The 20,826-nt window shown below is 65.4% G+C and carries 27 protein-coding genes; 18 read left to right on the top strand and 9 right to left on the bottom strand.

What is annotated here, in order from left to right; all coding sequences use genetic code 11:
• Positions 1–70: 70 nt before the first annotated feature.
• Positions 71–964: a LysR family transcriptional regulator gene (locus tag EB230_RS13895; RefSeq protein WP_056570962.1), complete on the bottom strand. Its 894-nt coding sequence runs from the start codon at positions 962–964 to the stop codon at positions 71–73.
• 144 nt (positions 965–1,108) lie between these two features.
• Between EB230_RS13895 and EB230_RS13900 the strand changes: the two genes are divergently transcribed.
• The 13 genes from EB230_RS13900 to EB230_RS13960 all read left to right on the top strand — a co-directional run bounded on the left by EB230_RS13900 (position 1,109) and on the right by EB230_RS13960 (position 10,906).
• On the top strand, positions 1,109–1,504 hold the full coding sequence (locus EB230_RS13900) for a cupin domain-containing protein (protein WP_056570964.1): 396 nt from the start codon (positions 1,109–1,111) through the stop codon (positions 1,502–1,504).
• 16 nt (positions 1,505–1,520) lie between these two features.
• Positions 1,521–2,510, top strand: a complete 990-nt coding sequence (locus EB230_RS13905; protein WP_172372718.1) for an aldo/keto reductase — start codon at positions 1,521–1,523, stop codon at positions 2,508–2,510.
• Between the two features lie 24 nt (positions 2,511–2,534).
• On the top strand, positions 2,535–3,275 hold the full coding sequence (locus EB230_RS13910; protein ID WP_056570968.1) for an SDR family oxidoreductase: 741 nt from the start codon (positions 2,535–2,537) through the stop codon (positions 3,273–3,275).
• Positions 3,276–3,638: 363 nt separating this feature from the next.
• On the top strand, positions 3,639–4,106 hold the full coding sequence (locus EB230_RS13915; RefSeq protein WP_162258923.1) for a GNAT family N-acetyltransferase: 468 nt from the start codon (positions 3,639–3,641) through the stop codon (positions 4,104–4,106).
• A gap of 22 nt (positions 4,107–4,128) precedes the next feature.
• A complete protein-coding gene (locus EB230_RS13920; protein ID WP_172372720.1) occupies positions 4,129–4,515 on the top strand; it encodes an ACT domain-containing protein in 387 nt (128 codons plus the stop codon).
• A gap of 182 nt (positions 4,516–4,697) precedes the next feature.
• Positions 4,698–6,131, top strand: coding sequence for an aldehyde dehydrogenase family protein (locus tag EB230_RS13925; protein WP_056570974.1), 1,434 nt, complete (start codon positions 4,698–4,700; stop codon positions 6,129–6,131).
• Positions 6,132–6,510: 379 nt separating this feature from the next.
• On the top strand, positions 6,511–6,921 hold the full coding sequence (locus EB230_RS13930; protein WP_056570976.1) for an MbcA/ParS/Xre antitoxin family protein: 411 nt from the start codon (positions 6,511–6,513) through the stop codon (positions 6,919–6,921).
• Complete coding sequence (locus EB230_RS13935) at positions 6,915–7,613, top strand: RES family NAD+ phosphorylase (protein ID WP_056570978.1); 699 nt, start codon at positions 6,915–6,917, stop codon at positions 7,611–7,613. The genes EB230_RS13930 and EB230_RS13935 overlap by 7 nt, the downstream gene beginning before the upstream one ends.
• 156 nt (positions 7,614–7,769) lie before the next feature.
• Positions 7,770–8,060, top strand: coding sequence for a metalloregulator ArsR/SmtB family transcription factor (locus tag EB230_RS13940; protein WP_056570980.1), 291 nt, complete (start codon positions 7,770–7,772; stop codon positions 8,058–8,060).
• Positions 8,061–8,105: 45 nt separating this feature from the next.
• A complete protein-coding gene (locus EB230_RS13945; RefSeq protein ID WP_172372722.1) occupies positions 8,106–9,221 on the top strand; it encodes an alkene reductase in 1,116 nt (371 codons plus the stop codon).
• A gap of 226 nt (positions 9,222–9,447) precedes the next feature.
• Positions 9,448–9,909, top strand: coding sequence for a DUF6314 family protein (locus tag EB230_RS13950; RefSeq protein ID WP_172372724.1), 462 nt, complete (start codon positions 9,448–9,450; stop codon positions 9,907–9,909).
• A gap of 25 nt (positions 9,910–9,934) precedes the next feature.
• Positions 9,935–10,135 carry a hypothetical protein gene (locus tag EB230_RS13955; protein ID WP_172372726.1) on the top strand — a complete coding sequence of 67 codons (201 nt, stop codon included), beginning with the start codon at positions 9,935–9,937 and terminating at the stop codon, positions 10,133–10,135.
• 21 nt (positions 10,136–10,156) lie between these two features.
• On the top strand, positions 10,157–10,906 hold the full coding sequence (locus tag EB230_RS13960) for a sulfite exporter TauE/SafE family protein (RefSeq protein WP_172372728.1): 750 nt from the start codon (positions 10,157–10,159) through the stop codon (positions 10,904–10,906).
• 18 nt (positions 10,907–10,924) lie between these two features.
• Here the strand turns inward: EB230_RS13960 and EB230_RS13965 are convergent, their stop codons facing one another.
• Positions 10,925–11,374, bottom strand: coding sequence for a universal stress protein (locus EB230_RS13965; protein WP_172372730.1), 450 nt, complete (start codon positions 11,372–11,374; stop codon positions 10,925–10,927).
• Between the two features lie 277 nt (positions 11,375–11,651).
• The gene (locus EB230_RS13970) at positions 11,652–13,184 is read right to left on the bottom strand and encodes an alkaline phosphatase family protein (RefSeq protein ID WP_172372740.1); all 1,533 of its coding nucleotides are present in this window, start codon (positions 13,182–13,184) and stop codon (positions 11,652–11,654) included.
• Between the two features lie 228 nt (positions 13,185–13,412).
• Between EB230_RS13970 and EB230_RS13975 the strand changes: the two genes are divergently transcribed.
• A complete protein-coding gene (locus EB230_RS13975; RefSeq protein WP_172372742.1) occupies positions 13,413–13,994 on the top strand; it encodes a histidine phosphatase family protein in 582 nt (193 codons plus the stop codon).
• 170 nt (positions 13,995–14,164) lie between these two features.
• On the opposite strand, the gene EB230_RS13980 is transcribed toward EB230_RS13975, so the two are convergent.
• The 3 genes from EB230_RS13980 to EB230_RS13990 form a co-directional block, all read right to left on the bottom strand.
• Complete coding sequence (locus EB230_RS13980; protein ID WP_172372744.1) at positions 14,165–14,566, bottom strand: VOC family protein; 402 nt, start codon at positions 14,564–14,566, stop codon at positions 14,165–14,167.
• A gap of 97 nt (positions 14,567–14,663) precedes the next feature.
• Entirely contained in the window at positions 14,664–15,716 is a 1,053-nt protein-coding gene (locus tag EB230_RS13985) for a sigma-70 family RNA polymerase sigma factor (RefSeq protein WP_172372746.1), read from the bottom strand.
• 42 nt (positions 15,717–15,758) lie between these two features.
• Positions 15,759–16,505 carry an SDR family NAD(P)-dependent oxidoreductase gene (locus tag EB230_RS13990; RefSeq protein WP_172372748.1) on the bottom strand — a complete coding sequence of 249 codons (747 nt, stop codon included), beginning with the start codon at positions 16,503–16,505 and terminating at the stop codon, positions 15,759–15,761.
• Positions 16,506–16,724: 219 nt separating this feature from the next.
• Between EB230_RS13990 and EB230_RS13995 the strand changes: the two genes are divergently transcribed.
• From EB230_RS13995 to EB230_RS14005, 3 genes are all read left to right on the top strand, one after another.
• Positions 16,725–16,994 (top strand): hypothetical protein, encoded by a 270-nt coding sequence (locus EB230_RS13995; RefSeq protein WP_056572063.1) that lies wholly within the window; start codon positions 16,725–16,727, stop codon positions 16,992–16,994.
• A 254-nt stretch (positions 16,995–17,248) separates the two neighbouring features.
• Positions 17,249–17,662 carry a hypothetical protein gene (locus EB230_RS14000; RefSeq protein WP_172372750.1) on the top strand — a complete coding sequence of 138 codons (414 nt, stop codon included), beginning with the start codon at positions 17,249–17,251 and terminating at the stop codon, positions 17,660–17,662.
• Between the two features lie 66 nt (positions 17,663–17,728).
• On the top strand, positions 17,729–18,136 hold the full coding sequence (locus EB230_RS14005) for a hypothetical protein (RefSeq protein ID WP_172372752.1): 408 nt from the start codon (positions 17,729–17,731) through the stop codon (positions 18,134–18,136).
• 19 nt (positions 18,137–18,155) lie between these two features.
• Here the strand turns inward: EB230_RS14005 and EB230_RS14010 are convergent, their stop codons facing one another.
• Positions 18,156–18,905, bottom strand: a complete 750-nt coding sequence (locus tag EB230_RS14010) for a pseudouridine synthase (protein WP_056571008.1) — start codon at positions 18,903–18,905, stop codon at positions 18,156–18,158.
• A gap of 124 nt (positions 18,906–19,029) precedes the next feature.
• On the opposite strand from EB230_RS14010, the gene EB230_RS14015 reads away from it, so the two are divergent.
• Positions 19,030–19,515 (top strand): hypothetical protein, encoded by a 486-nt coding sequence (locus EB230_RS14015; protein ID WP_246738950.1) that lies wholly within the window; start codon positions 19,030–19,032, stop codon positions 19,513–19,515.
• Between the two features lie 123 nt (positions 19,516–19,638).
• Here EB230_RS14015 and EB230_RS14020 read toward each other — a convergent pair whose 3' ends face one another.
• Both EB230_RS14020 and EB230_RS14025 read right to left on the bottom strand, forming a co-directional pair.
• Entirely contained in the window at positions 19,639–20,334 is a 696-nt protein-coding gene (locus tag EB230_RS14020) for a VIT family protein (RefSeq protein ID WP_172372754.1), read from the bottom strand.
• Complete coding sequence (locus EB230_RS14025) at positions 20,331–20,735, bottom strand: OsmC family protein (protein ID WP_056571014.1); 405 nt, start codon at positions 20,733–20,735, stop codon at positions 20,331–20,333. The genes EB230_RS14020 and EB230_RS14025 overlap by 4 nt, the downstream gene beginning before the upstream one ends.
• Between the last annotated feature and the right edge of the window lie 91 nt (positions 20,736–20,826).

A 20,826-nucleotide genomic window follows, 5' to 3' on the forward strand; every position in this document is an offset into this window, starting at 1 on the left:
GCAACGGCTCCGGGTTCGTCAGATCCGGCAAAGATAGAACGACCGTGGAGACAGTCCAGATGGAGCGGGACTATTCCCTGTGCCGCAGCGCGTCGACCAGCAGCGAGAAGGCCGGCGTCGCCTGGCGGCGGCTGGGGTAGTAAAGGTGGTAGCCGGGGAAGGGCGGGCACCAGTCGGCCAGCACCCGCACCAGTCGGCCGTCGGTCAATTGCGCCTTCACCTGATCCTCCGGCAGGTAGGCAAGGCCGAGGCCTGCCAGCACGGCATTCATGCGCAGCCCCGCCGTGTTGAAGATCAACTGTCCCTCGACGCGCACTTTCAGCTCGCGCCCGGCCTTTTCGAATTCCCAGGCATAGAGCCCGCCATAGGTCGGCAAACGCAAATTGATGCAATTGTGAGTGGTCAGGTCCTGCGGCGTGCGGGGCTTTGGGCGCCGGGCGAAGTAGGCCGGCGAGCCGACCACGGCCATGCGCATGTCGGGACCGATGCGAACCGCGATCATGTCGTACGCCACCTGTTCGCCAAGCCGCACGCCGGCATCGTAGCGCTCGGCGACGATGTCGGTCAGGCCGTAGTCGACGATGATCTCGACCCTGATGTCGGGATAGTCGGGCAAAAGCCTTGATATCGCCGGCCACAACACGGCGTCGGCCGCGTGCTCGCCGGCGGTGACGCGGATGGTGCCGGCGGGCTTTTCACGCAAGGCGCTCAAGGCGGCAAGTTCGGTCTCGATCTCGTCAAGCCTCGGCCCGACGGAGCGCACCAGGCGCTCGCCGGCCTCGGTGGGCGACACGCTGCGCGTGGTGCGGGTGAGCAACCGCACGCCCAGCCGCTCCTCCAGCGCGCGCACCGTGTGGCTGAGCGCCGATTGCGACACGCCAAGCTGTGCCGCCGCCCTGGTGAAGCTTTTTTCGCGCGCAACCGCAAGGAAGGCGGTGAGCTCGTTGAGGTTGTCTCGCGGCATTGATGAGCCTGTCTCATAAGTACATGCCGGATATAGCACCTAATCCAGGCCAATCGCAGCCGCTAAATAAGCGCCATCGGCTGCCCGAGGACGGCGGCCTTGAAAACCGGCGGCGTCCTGCCCCGGCTTCGAAAGGGAAAACCCATGGACATCAAGCGAAGCGGCTCGCAGCCTTCGGCGAAAGGCCCGGGCGACTGGTTCACCGGCACGGTGCGCATCGACCCGCTGTTTGCGGCCATCGCGCCTGCCCGCGCGGCCGGCAATGCCGTTACCTTCGAGCCCGGCGCGCGCACGGCGTGGCACACCCATCCGCTCGGGCAGTTGCTGATCGTCACCGCCGGCTGCGGCCGCGTGCAGCGCGAGGGCGGGCCAGTCGAGGAGATCCGGCCCGGTGATGTGGTCCGCTTCGAGCCCGGTGAAAAGCACTGGCACGGCGCGGCGCCCACCACCGCCATGACCCATATCGCCATCCAGGAGGCGCTCGACGGCAAGGCCGTCGACTGGATGGAGCACGTCAGCGACGCGCAGTACCAGGCCTGAACAAAGGAGCAAGACAATGCAAAAGCGCACACTTGGAACAAGCGGCCTCGAAGTCTCGGCCATCGGGCTCGGCTGCATGGGCATGAGCCAGTCCTACGGGGCACCGATGGCGACGCCGGATGCCGTCCGCCTGATCCGTTCCGCGTTCGAGCGCGGCATCACCTTCTTCGACACCGCGGAGGTCTATGGACCTTTCACCAACGAGGAGGTCGTCGGCGAGGCGCTGCGGCCGATCCGCGACCAGGTGGTGATCGCCACCAAATTCGGCATCGACATCGCCGGCACGGCCGGACATGAAGGCATGGACAGCCGGCCGCGGCATATTCGCGACGTCGTCGAGGCCTCGCTCAAGCGGCTGAGGACAGACCGCATCGATCTCCTCTATCAGCACCGCGTCGATCCGGTCGTGCCGATCGAGGAGGTGGCTGGCACGGTCAAGGACCTGATCAGCCAAGGCAAGGTGAAGCATTTCGGCCTCTCAGAGGCGGGTGTGCGCACCATCCGGCGCGCCCATGCGGTGCAGCCCGTCGCGGCCCTGCAAAGCGAATACTCGCTCTGGTGGCGCGAACCCGAGGAGGCGATCCTGCCGGTGCTCGAGGAACTGGGCATCGGCTTCGTGCCCTTCAGCCCGCTGGGCAAGGGTTTCCTCACCGGCGCCATCAACGCCAACACGACCTTCGACAGCAGCGACTTCCGCAACACCGTGCCGCGCTTCGCGGAAGAGGCCCGCAAGGCCAACCAGGCGCTGGTCGACGCGATCGTCGCGATCGCGGGCGAAAAGAAGGTGACCCCGGCACAGGTCGCGCTCGCCTGGCTGCTGGCGCAAAAGCCATGGATCGTTCCGATCCCCGGCACGACGAAGCTCAATCGTCTCGAGGAGAACATCGGATCGTGCGGCGTCGCGCTGACGGCGGACGATCTTGCCGGCATCGAAAACGCGGTCTCGGCGATTGCGGTGCAGGGAGAGCGCTATTCGCCGCAACAGGCGGCCAGGATCGATCGCTGAGGCGGAACAGGAAGGAAAATTATCATGACCGAGAACATCAAGGGCAAGGTCGTCGTCATCACCGGCGCCAGCAGCGGGCTGGGTGAAGCCGCCGCGCGGCTGCTGGCGAAAGAGGGTGCCAAGCTGGTGCTGGGCGCGCGCCGCCTCGACCGGCTCGAGGCACTGGCTGGCGAGTTGTCGCTCGGCAAGGATGCCGTCCTGGCAACCGACGTGACCGATGTCGGCCAGGTCCGGCGGCTCGTCGACCAGGCGGTGAAGACGCATGGCCGCGTCGACGTCATCATCAACAATGCCGGCCTGATGCCGCACTCGCCGCTGGAGCGCGGCAAGGTCGAGGACTGGGACCGCATGATCGATGTCAACATCAAGGGCGTGCTCTACGGCATAGCCGCCGCCTTGCCGCATATGAAGACGCAGAAGAGCGGCCATATCATCAACGTGTCTTCCGTGGCAGGCCACAAGGTCGGGCCGGGCGGTGCGGTCTATGCCGCCACCAAGCACGCGGTGCGCATCATCTCCGAAGGGCTGCGGCAGGAGGTAAAACCCTACAACATCCGCACCACCATCATCTCGCCCGGTGCCGTGGCGACGGAGCTGCCCGACAGCGTCACCGAGGCCGATGTCGCGGCGGGCGTGCGCGCGCTCTATGACCGGGTGGCCATCCCCGCCGATTCGTTCGCCAGGACGGTGGTGTTCGCCATGAGCCAGCCCGACGAGGTCGACATCAACGAGATCCTGTTCAGGCCGACGGCGCAGGAGTATTAGGGCGCGGCAGGGATGTTTGACGCTCGCTCGCATTGAAGCGCCGCACGCCTTCGGTGATTGGCGCAAACGTCCAACACTTCGTCATCCTCGGGTCTGCGCCGCGTCGCTTCGCTCCTTGCTCCGCCCGTGGATGACGAAGTGTTGGGGGCGTTGCAAATTTCCAAACCTTGACAGCAATGCCTTTCCTGCTCCAGCTTGGCGCCATGTTCACCCTCGCGCCCACCAACACCAACCGACGCCGCCGCCCTGCACGGAGCGGCAAGCTGAGTGCGCGACGACGAAGGCCGGCAGGATAGATCCGGTTCGTTCGTTTCCAGCCCCGCCCGCGACAACGCCGGCGGGGTTTTTCATGCCTGGAGCCTTGTGATGACAAACAATTCCATCCGGTTTCGGCCGGCCGAAACCGCCGACGCCGCCGCGATCCGGGACATCGTGCGCGCAGCCTATGCGAAATGGGTGCCGGTGATCGGCCGCGAGCCGCTGCCGATGCGCGCCGACTACGACAAGGCCGTGGCCGAGCATCCGTTCGATCTTGCAATCGCGGACGGCCGCGTCGTGGGCATGATCGAAACCGTGCTGGCCGACGACCACCTGTGGATCGAGAATGTCTGCGTGGCGCCGCAGGCGCAGGGCAGGGGCATCGGGCGGCTGTTGCTGGAGCGGGCTGAACAGAAGGCGCTCGAAGCCGGTCGCCCGGAGCTGCGCCTGCTGACCAACGGTGCTTTCGCCGCCAATGTGTCGCTGTACAAATGGCACGGCTATGTGATCGACCGGGAGGAGCCGTTCATGGGCGGCATGACGGTCTATATGAGCAAGAAACTGGCGCGATAGCGGGCAAGCGGAGGAAACGACGATGGCTGCCAGGGTCAAATTGAAGCAACTTCCCGGGCTGTACGCGATTTCACGGCTCGGGGCGGGCGACGGGATTCCCGGCTGGGCGGACGGGCCGGGCTTCGTCAGCATCACCAGGACCGATGACGAGCTTTCGCTCACGTGCCTGCAGGATCGCGTTCCCGGCACGGTCAAGCACGATCGCGACTGGGTCGCCTTCAAATTGCAGGGGCCCTTTGCTTTCGACGAAACCGGCATCGTGTTGTCGGTCATCCAGCCGCTGTCTGAGAACGGACTGGGCATCTTCCTGGTATCCACCTTCGACGGCGATCATCTGCTGGTGAAAGCGGCGGATCAGGAAGCGGCGAGACGGCTGTTGGGCGAGGCGGGACATACGCTTGCAATTTGAGCGAATACTTGCGTGATGCCAGGTAGCCGTCGAGCCGCTACATCGCCCGACGTCTGTGGCTCAATCACTGGCGTGCTGGCTCAACCACTTCGGAGGTTGCGTTTGACAGCGGCGTTTGTGCATCGTTATCTCTAGCTGGATATCACGGCCGGAACGGCCCCGCGGCCCCCAAGGAGAAAACCATGTCACACAATCTGCAGTTCTATATCGATGGCGCGTGGGTCGATCCTGTCGTGCCCAACACGCTCGATGTCATCGATCCCTCGAACGAGGATGCCTTCGCGCAGATCTCGCTCGGCTCCAAGGCCGATGTCGACAAGGCGGTGGCCGCCGCCAAGCGCGCCTTCAATACGTTCGGTTTCACCTCGGTGGAAGAGCGCCTCGATATCCTCAACCGCGTCATCGAGGTCTACAAGAAGCGCAGCTCCGATCTGGCTCTTGCCGTATCGCGCGAAATGGGCGCGCCGCGCCAATTCGCGCTCGACAGCCAAGTCGGCGTTGGCCTCGCGCATCTCCAGAAGATGGCCGAGACGCTGAAGACGTTCCAGTTCCGCCACGTCAAGGGCAGCGCGCTGATCGTCAAGGAGCCGATCGGCGTCGTCGGCCTGATCACCCCGTGGAACTGGCCGCTGAACCAGATCACCTGCAAGGTCGGTCCGGCACTCGCCGCAGGCTGCACCATGGTGCTGAAGCCGTCGGAAATCGCGCCGCTCGACGCCATCATCTTCGCCGAGATCATCGACGAGGCCGGCGTGCCGAAGGGCGTGTTCAACCTCGTCAATGGCGACGGCCCAGGCGTCGGCCAGGCGCTGTCCAGCCATCCCGACATCGACATGATGTCGTTCACCGGTTCGACCCGGGCCGGCATCCTGGTGGCCAAGGCCGCCGCCGACACGGTCAAGCGGGTGCATCAGGAGCTTGGCGGCAAGTCGGCCAACATCCTGTTCCCGGATGTCGACCTCGCCACCGCCGTCTCCAAGGGAGTCGCCGGCTGCTTCGGCAATAGCGGCCAGTCCTGCAACGCGCCGACGCGCATGTTCGTGCCGCGCGATCGCCATGACGAGGCCGCTGCTCACGCCAAGGCGGCAGCGGAAAAGTTCGTGGTCGGCCCGGCCGACGGCGCCAACACCAAGCTTGGCCCTGTCGTCAGCCAGGTCCAGTTCGACAAGATCCAGGACCTGATCCAGAGCGGCATCGACGAGGGTGCGACGCTGGTCGCCGGCGGCCCCGGCCGCCCGGCCGAGCTGAACCGCGGCTATTACATCAGGCCGACCGTGTTCGCCGACGTCACCCATGACATGCGCATCGCGCGCGAGGAGATCTTCGGGCCGGTGCTGGCGATCCTGCCCTATGACACGGTCGAACAGGCGGTCGAGCAGGCCAACGACACCGTCTACGGCCTTGCCTCCTACATCCAGGCCAAGGACATCCAGAAGGCGCGCGACGTCGCGGCACGCATGCGCTCCGGCAATGTCTACATCAACTACCCGACCTGGGACGCCGGCCTGCCCTTCGGCGGCTACAAGCAGTCCGGCAACGGCCGCGAATACGCCGAATATGGCCTTGAGGATTTCCTCGAGATCAAGGGCATCGCGGGGTATGAGGCGGCTGAGTAAGGACCGATAGAGCCCCTACAGGCGGCGCGCGACTTTGTGGGACTTGGGCAATCGCCCGAGGCCGGTGCTGCCCCTCACCTGCCTGCCGGCATCCTCCCCGTATAGTGACGGGGAGAGGGGTGCTGTCATAGCCGGTTTCGCCAATCACCAGCGTTGCAAAGGTGGACGCCAGCGTTGCGGCCAGCCCCTTCTCCCCGTCACTATACGGGGAGAAGTGCCCGGCAGGGCGATGAGGGCGGCGCCAGCTTCGGCGATGGGTGGCCTTCATCACAAGCCAAAGCGATCGTTGATCCGGAGCAATCGCCTTTTGAGCTCCGCTAGCCGTTTCTTGCCAATTGGCAAATACATGCTATATGTATGCCAATAGCAGGGTGAGCAAATGCAGCTTCAATCGATCGTCACGACGCCGGCCACGGTCGGCAGCGCCATCTCGGATGAGGAGGCGGGGGCGCTTGCGCGCACCACGGTCAATTTGTTCAAGGCGTGGGGCCTCACCGACCTCGAGGCCTGCATCCTGCTCGGCGGCATGTCGGCGCGCACCTGGGCGCGGTGGAAGGAGGGCGGCATCGGGCGGATCGACCGCGATTTGCGGACCCGCATGGCGCATCTGATGGGCATCCACAAGGGCCTGCGCTATCTCTTCACCGAGCCGGCGCGCGGCTATGCCTGGATCCGCAAGCCCAATGCCACTTTCGGCGGCCAGTCGGCGCTCGACCTGATGCTGCGCGGCGAAATCTCCGATCTTGCCGCCATGCGCGAATGGCTCGATGCGGAGCGTGGTGCATGGTGAGTGGACTCGCGGTCCGGCGCCGCGTCCACTGGCCCCAGACCTATCGCATCATCCGTTCCATCCATCCGCCGATCGACCTGTTCGAGGACATCGCCGATCCGCGCGACTGGGAGGCGCTGGCCTCGGTCGAGGAGAAGACCAATCCGCGGATCCGGCTTGAGATCGGCGACCTCGGCAAGGTCGCGGCGGCAAGGCGGGTGTCCGGCCCCGGCGCCAGCTTCGTCATGGCGCCCTTCGTGCATTGTTCGACGCTGCGGCCCGGGCGCTTCTCGGATGGCAGCTACGGCCTCTATTATGCCGGCGACAGCGAGGATGTGGCGCTGGCCGAAACCATCCACCATCACCAGAATTTCATGCGCGCCACCAAGGAAGATCCGGGCTGGACGGCTGACTTTCGCGTGCTGATCGGCAGCGTCGACCGCGACCTCGATGACGTCAACGCCGTGCCCGGCGTGCTCGACCCGGACGATTACACCGCCTCGCAGGCGGAAGGGCAGGCGCTGCGGGCGCAAGGCAGCGACGGGCTGGTGTGGAACAGCGTGCGCATGCCTGGGGGGCAATGCATCGGCATCTTCTGGCCTGATGTCATCCCTGTTCCGGTGCAGGGCCGGCATTACAGCTACCACTGGGACGGTGCGCGCGTCGACTTCGTGCGCCAGCACGATACCGGCAAGGTGCTGGCGGTCGTGTGACTGCATGGCGGCGCGTTTCGCCGCTGGCGGCGGCAATTCCGGTTCGTGCCCTGGCCGGAGATCAACATGCTGTGATTGCCGCGAATAATGGCATGGATTTCCTGCCATATCGCCTCCGCCCGATCTATATATCGACCGAGATCGATGCGGGTGAAGATGGAACACGACATCATATTGAAGGCGCTGGCGCACCCGGTTCGGCGCGATGTCCTGGCGTGGCTGAAGGAGCCTGAAAAGCACTTCACCGCGCAGGAGCATCCGCTCGAAATGGGCGTCTGCGCCAGCCAGTTCGAACGTTGCGGCCTGGCGCAGTCCACCGTGTCGGCGCATCTGGCGACGCTTGCGTCGGCCGGCCTCGTCACCACGCGGCGGGTCGGCCAATGGGTGTTCTACAAGCGCAACGAAGAAACCATCGCCGCCTTTCAGGCCGCCTTGTCCGATCTCTGACGATCCTCCCCGCTTCCTCCCCCGAATGCATGAAAGGCATTTCTCATGGCTACCCTTTTTGATCCCCTGCGGGTCGGCGACCTGGCGCTGGCGAACCGCATCGTCATGGCGCCGCTGACGCGCAATCGCTCACCCAATGCGGTGCCCGGCGACCTGTCGGTGACTTATTACAGCCAGCGCGCCACGGCCGGGCTGATCGTGACGGAGGCCACCGCCATCAGCCATCAGGGCCAGGGCTACGCCGACGTGCCCGGTCTCTATGGCGCGGATCAGCTTGCCGGCTGGAAGCGCGTCACCGACGCCGTCCATAAAGCCGGCGGCAAGATCGTGGTCCAGCTCTGGCATGTCGGGCGCATCTCGCACACCGCGTTGCAGCCCGGCGGCGGCAAGCCGGTGGCGCCGTCCGCGATCAGGGCGAACTCCAAGACTTTCCTGGTCAAGCCCGATGGCAGCGGTGAGTTCGTCGAGACCTCCGAGCCGCGCGCGCTCGATGCGGCCGAACTCCCCGGCATCGTCGATGATTTTCGCCGCGCCGCCAAAGCGGCGATCGAGGTGGCGGGTTTTGACGGCGTCGAGATCCATAGCGCCAACGGCTATCTCATCGACCAGTTCCTGCGCTCGGGCACCAACCATCGCACCGATGATTATGGCGGCTCCATCGAGAACCGGACGCGATTCCTGTTCGAGGTGGTCGACGCGGTGACGGGCGCTGTCGGTGCCGGCAGGACCGGGATCAGGCTGTCGCCGGTGACGCCCGCCAACGACACTTCGGATGCCGATCCGCAGCCGCTTTTCAACCACGCGGTGGCAGGCCTGGGCGGCCGCGGCCTGGCCTATGTCCATATCGTCGAAGGCGCGACCGGCGGCGCGCGCGATTTCAGCCAGGGCGACAAGCCGTTCGACTACGAAGAACTCAAGGCCAGCTATCGCAAGGCCGGCGGCACAGGTGCCTGGCTGGTGAACAATGGCTACGACAAGGAGTTGGCCGAAAAGGCTGTCGCCGACGGCTATGCGGACCTTGTCGCGTTCGGCAAGCTGTTCATCGCCAATCCCGACCTCGTCAGCCGGCTGAAGCGCAATGCCGACCTGAACACCCCGGACAAGGCGACGTTCTATGGCGGTGATGCCAAGGGCTATACGGACTATCCGACGGCGGCCTGAGCCGCCCATCGGAACGGCCGGCTCTCGATGGGGAGCCGGCCGCCATCGCGCTGATGCGCGGCCGGATTTGGCCGAGACGCGCGGGCATTGAACTGGCCTGACTTGACCGGATTTCTTTTCCACGGTGACTTGCGGCGATAGGGAATTTGCCTGATCAAGTCGACATGGGGCTCTATCGCATTTGACCGGAGAAGCATGCTTGATCCCTGTGACGAGGAAGGGGGCAATGGCGGACCACCTCGTCGGCGACTGGAGAGTCCGCCGCACCATGATCGATTTCCTGACCGGCGCGACCCATTGCTTCGCCGGTGACGCCGTCGTCACGGCCGATGCCTTCACCGAGTATGGAACCATGCGCATCGGATCCCAGGAAATGCCGGCAAGCCGGCGCTACCGGCTCGAGCCGGGCCAGCGCTCGGTGCGCATCCTTCATGCCGACGGCCACGACTTCATCGAGCTAGGGCCGGAGCCGGCGCAGACCGTCCGCCATCTCTGTGGCGCCGATCTCTATGTCGGGCGTTTCTTCTTTCGCGGCCGGGACGAATGGGTGGAGGCGTGGCGGGTCAAGGGGCCGCGCAAGAACTATGCGAGCCTTGGGTGGTTTCGCCGACAGGCCGATTCATCGTCCCGCTTGGGCGAAGGGCATAGGGCAAAAGTCCATGCCTTGCAGAACGCTCTCATTGCCTGAGAATCATTCGCCATGGAGATGTGCGATGAGTGACAAGACCTCGGGCCGGCCCGGCATCCTTGAAAGCGCGGCGATCGTGCTGGCGGTCGCGGTGGCCTCGCCTGCCGTGGCGCGGGCGCAGCTTGGTTTGCGGGAATGCACGGCATCGGCCGTTGCCGTCAGCCGCGATGCCGCGCCAAGACTCAGTTCTGATGCCGACGCGACGGACATGCTGCAGCATGACTGATCCCGCGGAGAAGGTGCGGTCGTGCTGAGCGCCGGCGTCATCGCGTGGATCGGCGGCGTTTTTCTGGCCGCCGGCTTCGTCAAGGGCATCGTCGGCATGGGGTTGCCGACCGTGGCGATAGGGCTGCTGGCGGTGACGATGCCGCCGGCCGAGGCCGCCGCGCTGCTGCTGATTCCGTCGCTGGTTACCAATCTCTGGCAGTTGTTCACCGGTCCTTCCTTCGGTGGGCTCATCAGGCGGCTGTGGACGATGATGGCCGGCATCATGCTGGGCACCGTCGCCGGGGCTGGGGTGCTCACCGGCGCGCATTCAGGCGCTGCCTCGGCAGGGCTTGGCGCGGCGCTGGTGCTCTATGCCTTGCTCGGCCTGTTCAAGTCTGGCTTCACCGCGCCGGCGCGTCACGAGGTATGGGCCTCACCACTGGTCGGCTTGGCGACCGGGCTGGTCACCGGCGCCACCGGTGTCTTCGTCATCCCGGCGGTGCCCTATCTGCAATCGCTGCGGCTGGAGAAGGAGGACCTGATCCAGGCGCTCGGCCTGTCCTTCACCATATCGACGGTCGCGCTCGCCATCGGCCTGCTGCGGACAGGCGCCCTGGCGTCGCCGGCGACGCAACTGACGGGATCGGTCCTGGCGCTGGCGCCGGCGCTGGCCGGCATGTTCATCGGCCAGGCACTGCGCCGGACAATGAGCGTCGAGACATTTCGCACGGTGTTCCTGATAGGCCTGCTGGTGCTGGGCGCCTACCTCGCGGGGGAGGCGCTGCACTAGCCGCGCTTGCGGCGCGCTCTATCGAACGACCAGCACCGGGATTGCGGTGTAGGACAGCACTTCCGCCGTCTGGCTGCCCAGAAGCAGCTTGCCCAGTCCGCGGCGGCCATGCGAGGCCATCACGATCAGGTCGCAGCCCAGCGCCTGCGACAGGTCCAGGATCGCCTCGGCGGGCCTTTTGTCCTCGACATGGACCACCTCGGCGGAGACGCCGGCCGCATCGGCCGAAGCCTTGCACTTGGCCAGAACCTCCTTGCCGTATTTGCGCGATTCTTCCTGGTAGACGGCCAGTTCATCGCCGGCGGCATAGCCGGCCATGGCTCCGCCCCAGGCGAAGATCGGGAATTGTTCCGAGACGGTGACGAAGGTGACTGTGGCGCCGATGCCCTTGGCCAATGTGAGGCCATGGGCGACGCCCTTGTCCGCCAGTTCCGATCCGTCGGTGGCGATGAGCAGATGTTTGTACATGGTGATCTGACCTGTTGTGCAAGGGCCGATGCCCTTGGGGTGGCGGGAGCCTTGGAACGGCTTGGCCTGATATAGTTGCGCGGTGGGCCTCCTCACAGGGCCAGCTTCATGTGGATCAGGGCCAGGCGAGGAGGGCCTGAAACCAGCGTCAGGCCGGTCCGATGCAGCCTGCCATTGGCGATGCGGTCGCCTTTGCGCAAACAATGCCGGGTCGCAAACAATTGGCCGCCGGGCAGGCCCGGCGGCCAATGTGAAACCGCATGATCCCGCTCCAGGCCTAGAACGGCGTCGCCGGCAGCTCCTGGGTGCCTTCGAGCTTCACGGCCTGGAGCTCGTTCGGGTCATAGCCAAGGGCCCGCAGGATGGTGGGCGCCACCTGCGTCGTCTGCACCAGGGCTGGCACCGACCTCGGCTTGAGCGAAGGACCGCTGATGAGGAGCGCCACGTTGCGATCGTTCGCATTGGCGCCGCCATGCTCGGCAATCTTCGAACCAGATGTGTAAACCACACCCGGATTGACCGTGGCTATGAAGTCCGGCGTACGGCTGTCGGTGGCTGGATCCTGATAGGCGAGAGCCAGCGCATTCGGCGGCTGGATCTGGGCGATGCCTTCAGCCTTGCTCGATTTCTCGAGATAATCCTGCGCCGCCGCCAGGTTCTTCACCCTGTCTTGCGGCTTGAGCCAGATCAGCGCGGCGTCGTCGGCGATGTGGAAGGCATAGCCCGGTGTCTTCGTGTATGGATCATCGTCCAGTGGCTGGAACGTCGCCGGGTCGATTGGCGACTGGCCATGCTTCGAGGCCAGTATGATCAGGGTCGAGTCGGCGAGATGATTGCCCTTGAGCGCGGCCATCAGTTCGCCGAGGGCGCCGTCGACATAGGCGAGCTGCCCCGCAAGACCACTGCCCGGCGCGCCGCTGGCATCGACATAGCCGCCGACCAGACCGGCCTGGTCGCCGGGACCGGCCTTGGGAAGCTTCTGCCCCACGCTTACCGCCTGGAAATTCATGCCGAAAAGCGCGGGAACCGCAACGTGATGCGCGCCGGTGCTGTCGAGGCCCTTGATTTCGTTGATCACCGCCTGGACCCGCGCTTCGTCAAAGTCACGTTCGGCCTTGAAGCTGCCCGTCGTCTTGACCTTCGTACCGGGGATCAGGCTGTCCTGTTCCAACGCGTAGAGGTCGTCGACGCCTTTGCCCGAAGGTCCGTTCAGCCATTCGTAGGCCGGGTGCTTGTCGGACCAGGCTGTGCGGCCACCATGGGCTTTCACGATCTCGAAGACGTTGTTGACCCGCACGAAATCATGCGGATAGACCACCGAGCACTTGCCTTTGACCAGCGTCATCGGCAACTTTGCCGGGTCGATCTGGCTGCGGAAATCGCCCGGCCTGCCGCCACCATCAAGGCGCGTCGGATCGACGTCGATATTCTCGGCGAAGGCCACTTCGGCACCCGGCTCGCCCTTGCAATCCGAAGCCGGGGCGAAATAGGTGCGGTCGTAGCTGTCGTCGTAGAACACGCCCGTCGATTTGGGCGTGCCGCCGGTCACCTGCGCGACAAAACCGGGGAACGAGTCGGACGGGGCGCTGGTCAGCGCGTTGGGATAGAAAATCCCCGTATGGGCGAGCGTGGCGAACGAGCTTGTCGGATTCGCGGCGACATAGTTTTCCAGATCGAGCGCATGAAGCCCGTCGACGCTGATAAGCAACACGTGCTTGTAGGGTGCGGCGACGGCGCTGGAATCAGACAGCGCGCCAGCGAACGCCGCCGTCAGCGTGCCCGCCGCCAGCGCCAGAGATAGCATTTTCATTGAAGTGTCCCTCGTCTCGCAGCCTCGCGATGGATCAAGGATAGGCGCGTTGATATGACAGGTTCATGAAAACGCGCTGGCGAGGACCTTACGGATTTGTAAGCCAGCGGTGATGCAGCGCAAAGATTGCCCCGGCCAGCGCCGCCAGCGCCGCCATTGCCGCCGGGCCTTTCGCTGTGCCGTACGGACCGCTACAGCTTGGCCCGACATCCACGAAAGGCCGAGCGTATGAGTAGCGCGTTTCCGCAAATCCATCTGGTCCGGCATGGCGAGACGGCGTGGAGCCTTTCGGGGCAGCATACCGGCCGCACCGACACGCCGCTGACGCCGGCCGGCGAGGCCGCCGCGCGGGGCGTGGCGGAGCGGCTCAAGGGCCTTTCGTTCTCGGCGGTGTGGTCGAGCCCGTCGCAGCGCGCCTACAACACCAGCGTGCTGGCCGGCTTTGGCGCGCGGAGCGTCAAGATGGATGACCTGCAGGAGTGGGACTACGGCGCCTATGAAGGGCGCACCACCAAGGAGATCCTGGCCGAGCGGCCGGGCTGGACCGTCTTTCGCGACGGCTGCCCGCAAGGCGAGACGGCGGCCGATGTCGGCGCCCGCGCCGACAGGATCATCAGGCGACTTCGCGACGCCGGCGGCTCGATCCTGATCTTCTCCAGCGCGCATTTCCTGCGCGTGCTCACCGCCCGCTGGCTCGGCCTGCCGCCGGAAGGCGGCGCGCTGTTCGTGCTCGATACGGCCAGCATCAGCGTGCTCGGTTACGAGCATGACCTCAGCGAGCCTGTCGTGCGCAAGTGGAACCTGAAGTAGCGGCGGCAGCGGCGCAGGCTCGGCGCGGACGCCTCCTCGCGTTCGTCATCCCAGGGTCTCCGCGACGGAGCTGCGCTCCTGCTTCGCCCTGGGATGACGAACGCGTTGGGCGGCTTCGGCTAATTCCAGATGCCGGGCGCTGAACCAACTCAAACCGCACGGCCCGCCTCCTACTTGTCGAACTTGCGGATGGCTTCCGCCGTCACCGGCGTGAAGAAGTTCACCAGGTTGCCGTCGGGGTCGCGGAACAGCAGCGAGCGGTTGCCCCAGGGCATGGTGGTCGGCTGCTGCACGGTCACGTTCCTGATCAAGTCGGACAGCCTGGAAAATTCGGCATCGACGTCGCCGACGCGGAATTCGAGGATGGCGGTGTGGTTGTCGGCGGGGCGGGCGATGTCGCCGCCGAACAGCATCAAGGTGCGCGTGCTGCCGATCGCCAGCGTGCAGGAAGGCGTCGCCAGTTCGGCGAAGTCCTCGGTGTAGACCGTCGCCGGCATGCCGGTAATCTCGCCGTAGAAGCGCACGAGGCGCTGGACGTCGGATGTGATGATGCGGACAGAGACGAAATTCATCGCAGGGCTCCTTGATCGTCGAAGCCGCGGCCGGGCTCCCGGCCTCCCTATAGGCCAGGCCTCCTGCCACCTTTCCGTCAGGAGAGAGATGCGGGCTTCACGCCTCCGGTTCGGACCAGGTCGGCGGCAGGCCGAAGGCGGCGAACAAGCCGGCGCCGAGCGGGCCGACATAGACGGTCAGCGAGGCGATGGCGCCTTGGGCCGGCTCGATGACGTGCAGCGATTGCGCGCGCCATTCCGGGTCCTGGCGGCGCCGCGCGTAGATCGCGACGGCGGGCTGGCCGTTGGCCCGCGTGGCCACGGCGCGGTAGCCGGCGAAATTGCCCCAGACGGTCTTGAAGAAATCGTGGATCGCGGGGCGGCCCCGGTACCAGTCGTGCCACGGCGGCATGTGGTAGGTGGCGTCCTCGCGCAGCAGTTCGATGAAGCCGTCGAGATTGGCGGCCCGCCAGGCCCTGACATAGCGTTCGAGCAGCCGGCCCTCTTCGGGGTTGGGTTGCGATCGCTGCAAGGGACGTCCCTGCGGATAACGCTTGCCAAGTGTCGCCCGCGCCCGCTGCAGGGCGCTGTTGACCGAGGCGGTCGTGCCGCCCAGCAATTGCGCCGTCTCCAGCGCCGACCAGCCCAGCACATCGCACAGCAGAAGCGCCGCGCGTTGCCGGGGCGGCAGCAGCTGGATGGCGGCGACGAAGGCCAGCCGCACGGCTTCGCCGGTCTCGTAGCGCGCGTCCGGGCCGGGCTCGCCATCGACAAGGTCCGGCAACTCGGCGTCGGGGTAGGGCTCCAGCCAGGAAAGCCCGGCGGCCGGCCCGGCGGCGGCGGGCCCTTCGGTCGGCGGCCGTGCGGGCTCTTCGAGAACGCGGTGCGCCGACGATCGTGCCTTTATGGCGTTGAGGCAGGCGTTGGTGGCGATCGTGTAGAGCCAGCCGCGCGGCGAGCCGCGCCCGTCGAATTGCATGCGGCCGCGCCAGGCCTTGAGGAACGTTTCCTGGACGAGATCGTCGGCCTCGTGCAGCGAACCCATCATCCGGTAGCAGTGGAGCTTGAGTTCGCGCCGGTGGGCCGTCGCCAGGCGCTCGAAGGCCGGCCGGTCGAGAACCGGCCGGCCTATCCGATCCTGGGGCTCGGAAGCGCCGGGAACGTCTGTCATGTCGAACCCGCCATGCTCATTGCGGCCGGCATCCTGCGCGCCTCACGCGGCGGCGGCAAGGCCGCTGCCGCTCACCGTGAAGGCCGTGCCCGGCATCTTGCCGCCAGCCATCGCGACCACCGCGCGCCCGACATCGGCGGGTGTCTGCACATCGCTCATGCTGGCCAGGAAATCGGCCGGGCTGATGCCGAGATAAGCGGAGACGCCCGCTATGCCGCGCTCGCCGACGCCGGTGCCGGCCATGATGCGCATCGGCGCCAGCGCCATGAAGCGCAGGCCAAGGCCAAGCCGGTCGGCTTCCTTCTGGCTGTGGGCGGCAAGGATCATCTGCATGCGCTTGGCGCCGGAATAGCCGCCGGAATTCGGCGGGCCGCCGCTCAGCGCCGCGCCGCTGGAAATCAGCACCACGCGGCTGCCCGGCTTCATCCGGCCCTGGAGGGCGGCCCTGCAGAACAGGAACGAGGCTTTCACGTCCATCTCCCAGTTGACCGAAAAATCGTCCCAGCTCTGGTCCTGGATGGGCGCCGATGGGGCAAACGCGCCGGCCGAGATCACCAGCACGTCCGGCTCCAGCGCGGCGAACACCCTCTCGGGCGCGGTGTCGTGCGTGGCGTCGGCGGCCAGCGTCCTGACCCCGGACGCCTCCCAGGAAAGCTCCTTCAGGGCTTCCGCGCCGCGGGCGACGGCGAGCACGGTCGCGCCTTCACCCAGGGCAGCTTCCACGATCGAGCGGCCGACACCCCGGCTGCCTCCGACCACGACGACATTTTGACCTTGCAACGATTCCATGGATTACCTCGCTTTTCCGGCCCAGAGGATTCCGGCGCCTGATGATCAGGACAGTCGAGGCGGGTGGAAATCATCGGTGCGACGGTAAAAAATCTTTTGCGGGCGCCTGTCGGGCGGCTCTCATTCGTTCGCGGGTTTGCCAGGGGCCCGATTGGGGCGATAAACTGGACGGCCCATCGTCGATCTCTTGGGCGCAACGGTAACTGGGAGGAATGGATGATGACGACTTTGTTCGTGAGACATACCGTGTCCGACTACAAGGCCTGGCGCAAAGTCTATGACGGGTTCGCGCCGGTGCAAAAGGCCGGTGGCGTGAAAGCCGAGACCGTCTATCAGGCGGCGGACAACCCCAACGACGTCACCGTGACGCATGATTTCGCCAGTGTCGCCGAGGCGCAGGCCTTCATCAAAAACCCAAAATTGAAAGAGGCGATGGCGAGCGCCGGCGTGGTCGGCGCGCCAAGCATGTGGATCACCAACAAGGCTTGATTGATCGCCCGGCCTGTCCGATTGCACATGCGCACTGAACGGCCCAGGCCGCTTCCGGCCTGGCCGGTGCGACGCTGTTCGTCCGTCGGAGGCGCCAGGGCGGATTTATTGTAAAAACCAAAATGCATCAGCGTCGTATCAGGGCTCTATTCTGATAACCAAGAATTGATTGGACGTACTGCTTCCGTGATTGGCCGTTTGCTTGGCGTCATCATAGCGTCGTCGGTGGAGAATTCATCGGCTGAGGGGGTGACATGGTTTTCCGGGCGACAAGTGTCATTACGGGGCTTGCCGTTCTGGCGTTTACGGCCTTTCCGGCGGCTGCCTACACCCGCTCGTCCACCTACCAGAAGACCGCGCTTTCGGGCCAGGAGATCTATGTCTTCGGTGGTACGACCCTGAACCCGGACTGTTCCAGCGCCGGCAAGGATGACGTGAGAGTGGTCTCCGGCCCGAGCCATGGAAATGTAAAACTCGTTCACGGCAAGGTGCATCCGTCTTATGCCAAATCGAACGAGCGTTCAAAATGCAATGCCCGCATGGCGGATGGCGTCAAGGCGCTTTACCGGTCGAAACCCGGATTCACGGGGTGGGACCAGGTCACGTTCTCGGTCCACACCTATGAGGGCAATGCCTTCAGATTTGTCGCCAACATCAAGGTCGAGTAGCGGCGGTGCCGCAATCGCCGCCTCTCGGCCGGAGGAGACTTCATGCAGCCAGGAGATCGCTGAAAAATGGTGCGTAAAACCGCAGGTTTCGTCGCCGCATTGACGGTTCTGGGATTGGCGGCCTGGCCCGCGGCCGCGGGGACGGAGAGCTATCGAAAGACGGCGTTGTCCGGACAGGAGATCTATATCCTCAGGGATGTGAGCCTCAATGAGGACTGTTCGAGCGCGGGCGCCAACGATGTCAGGGTCATCGCCGGGCCAGCCCACGGCAAGGTCAGGCTTGTGCACGCAAAGCTCTATTCCGGTTTCCCCAAATCGAACGAGCGCTGGAAATGCAACACGCACAAGGTCAACGGCATCAAGGGGCTCTACCGGTCGAATCCGGGGTTCAAGGGACATGACGAGGTCACGTTCTCGACCCATACCTATATGGGAAATGCCCATAAGACGGTCGTGAGCATCGACGTCGAATAGCGCTTCGCGACCTCGCCGCTCAGCCCGCCAGCAGCGCCAGTTCCTCCGGCGTCAGATGCCGCGCCGCGCCCTTGGCGAGGTCGCCCAGCGGCAGCCGGCCGATGGCGATGCGGATAAGGCGCTTGACCTCGATGCCGTGCGCGGCGAGCAACCGGCGTATGTGGCGGTTGCGGCCTTCATCGAGCACAATCTCCAGCCAGGCGGTGCGGCCGCCGCTGCGCAAAAGCGCGATCGAATTGGCCGTCAGGGTCTCGCCGTCGACGGTGACGCCCGCGCGAAGTTTGTCCAGCATCGCTTCGTCGGGCACCGCGCCGATCTGGACGTGGTAGGTCTTGGGCAGGTGCGAGCCCGGGTCCATCAGCCGGTTGGCGAAATGCGTGTCGTTGGTCATCAGCAGCAGGCCTTCGCTCGCCTTGTCGAGGCGGCCGACCGGCGAGACGAAAGGCAAATCGAGCCCTTCCAGGCAGGCATAGACGGTGTCGCGCTGCTGCGGGTCGTCGCGGGTGGTGACCAGCCCGCGCGGCTTGTTGAGCATGACATAGACCTTGCGCTCGGCGACCACATGCTCGCCATCGACGACGATGCGGTCGCGGCCGAGGTCGACGCGCAGCGAGGCATCGCGCACCACCTTTCCGCCGACGCGCACGCGGCCCGCGGCGATCAGCACCTCGGCCTGCGTGCGCGAGCACAGGCCGAGCTTGGAGAGCGCGCGGTTCAGGCTGACGCCGGCTTTGGACGGCCTGCCGGTGGGTGGTGGTCTTGATGCCATGCTGATCCGGGTCGGTCGGTTGCATCGGACAGATGGCACGGGTGGTGTGGGCATCGCAAGCGGACCTCATGTTGCCACAATCGGACAATGCGATAGAGCCAGCATCAGCGATGGATCCAACAAGTTGACGAGCGCCGTATTTCCTGCCGCCGTGCTACTTGCCGGTATGACGGTGCCGGCGTGGGCCGATGCGGTATGCATGGCTAACATCGGGCGGCTTGAACCCGGGCAATATGCCTGCCTAGGGGTCGGCGGGGCGAGCCACCTGGCCCGCTGCGAGGTGAACCTCAATATCCTGTCCTGGAAACAGGTCCTCGACCATTGCCCGGGGGGCGATCCGGCGCCGGGGCCCGCTCCGGCTGCATCGGTCTGCCGGGCCAACGGCCAGTTCATCCCGGGCGGCGGTTTTGCCTGCCTCGTCGTGGCCGGCGGCGCGCACCTGGCGCGCTGCGACACCGTGCTCAATGCTTCGTCCTGGACCAAGGTTCAGGACGGCTGCCCCGGCCCGCCGCTACCTAAAGTCATTCCGGATTCGCAGATGCCTCCATTGCTCGAGCATCCGTTGTCTGGTCCTCGACGCCTGATTGAACGATTGCGTGACGCGCTTTGATGTCGGTAAAGGCGAGATTGGCGTCGACATCAAGGTGAAGGACGTTGTCTGAAGTTGACCTTATGGCTCAATGGCATCGCCTCAACCACCCACGCATCGATGCGGGCCGCGACTGTCGGGCGTCTACACCGCCGTGCCGACCAGCGCGCCGATGCCGGCGGTGAGCGCCATGGCGAAGGCACCCCAGAAGGTGACGCGCAGCGTTGCTCGAAGGATGTTGGCTCCGCCCGCCCTGGCGCCGATGGCGCCCAGCAAGGCGAGGAAAAGCAGGGACGCCACCGAGACCGCCAGCACCAGCATGGAGGCGGGCGACACCAGCACCATGAGCAGTGGCATGGCCGCGCCCACGCTGAAGGTCGCCGCCGAGGTCAGCGCCGCCTGGATCGGCCGCGCCGTGGTCATTTCGGAAATGCCGAGTTCGTCATGGGCATGCGCGGCCAGAGCATCCCTGGTCATCAGCTGCTCGGCGACCTGACGCGCCAGGCCTGCCTCCAGCCCGCGCTTGACGTAGATCTGCGCCAGTTCCTCGCGCTCGAATTCCGGCTGGGACCTGAGTTCCTCGCGTTCGCGGGCGAGGTCGGCATTCTCGGTGTCCGACTGGGAGCTGACCGAGACATACTCGCCAGCCGCCATCGACATGGCGCCCGCCACCAGGCCGGCTATGCCGGCGACCAGAACCTGCGAAGTCGGTGCCGCGGCCGACGCCACGCCGACGATCAGGCTGGCGGTCGAGACGATCCCGTCATTGGCCCCCAGCACGGCGGCGCGCAGCCAGCCGATGCGTGACACCAAATGGTTTTCGATATGCAGGCGGCTCATGCTTTTCTCCGGATCGTGCCTTCGAGTTTCGTGGCGACGGCGACTGTATTGGAAATCGTGCCGTATTTGCGGACGTTCTTGTGCAGCAGCTCCAGCCGCTGGTCGGTTTCATCGGTGTCGACGACAAGCTCATAGTCGATGGAGGCAATCCCCGGCGGGCTGTCGCGCCGAACGGCATGCAACGCGACCCTGACGCCGCGCAGCTTGAAACCGAGCATCGGGGTGACGCGCTCGATGCCCTTGATCATGCAGGCGCCAACGGCCGCCAGAAGCAGTTCGGCCGGATTGAAGGCATCGGCCCGGCCCTCGAGACAGGTGTCGAGAACAAGCGCGGCGTTCTTGGTCGTGGCCACGCTGCCTCGCGCATCGGTCCGTCTGGCTTCAATGCTGTATTCGAACATGGTGCCACCTGCTTTGCAGCCCGCCTGGCGGGCGCCGTTCCGGTGTTTCTAGCCTCTTTGCAGGAAGCTGAAGTTGATCCAGGTCAGAATC

This window comes from Mesorhizobium sp. NZP2234 (assembly GCF_013170765.1).
Classification (GTDB): domain Bacteria; phylum Pseudomonadota; class Alphaproteobacteria; order Rhizobiales; family Rhizobiaceae; genus Mesorhizobium; species Mesorhizobium loti_D.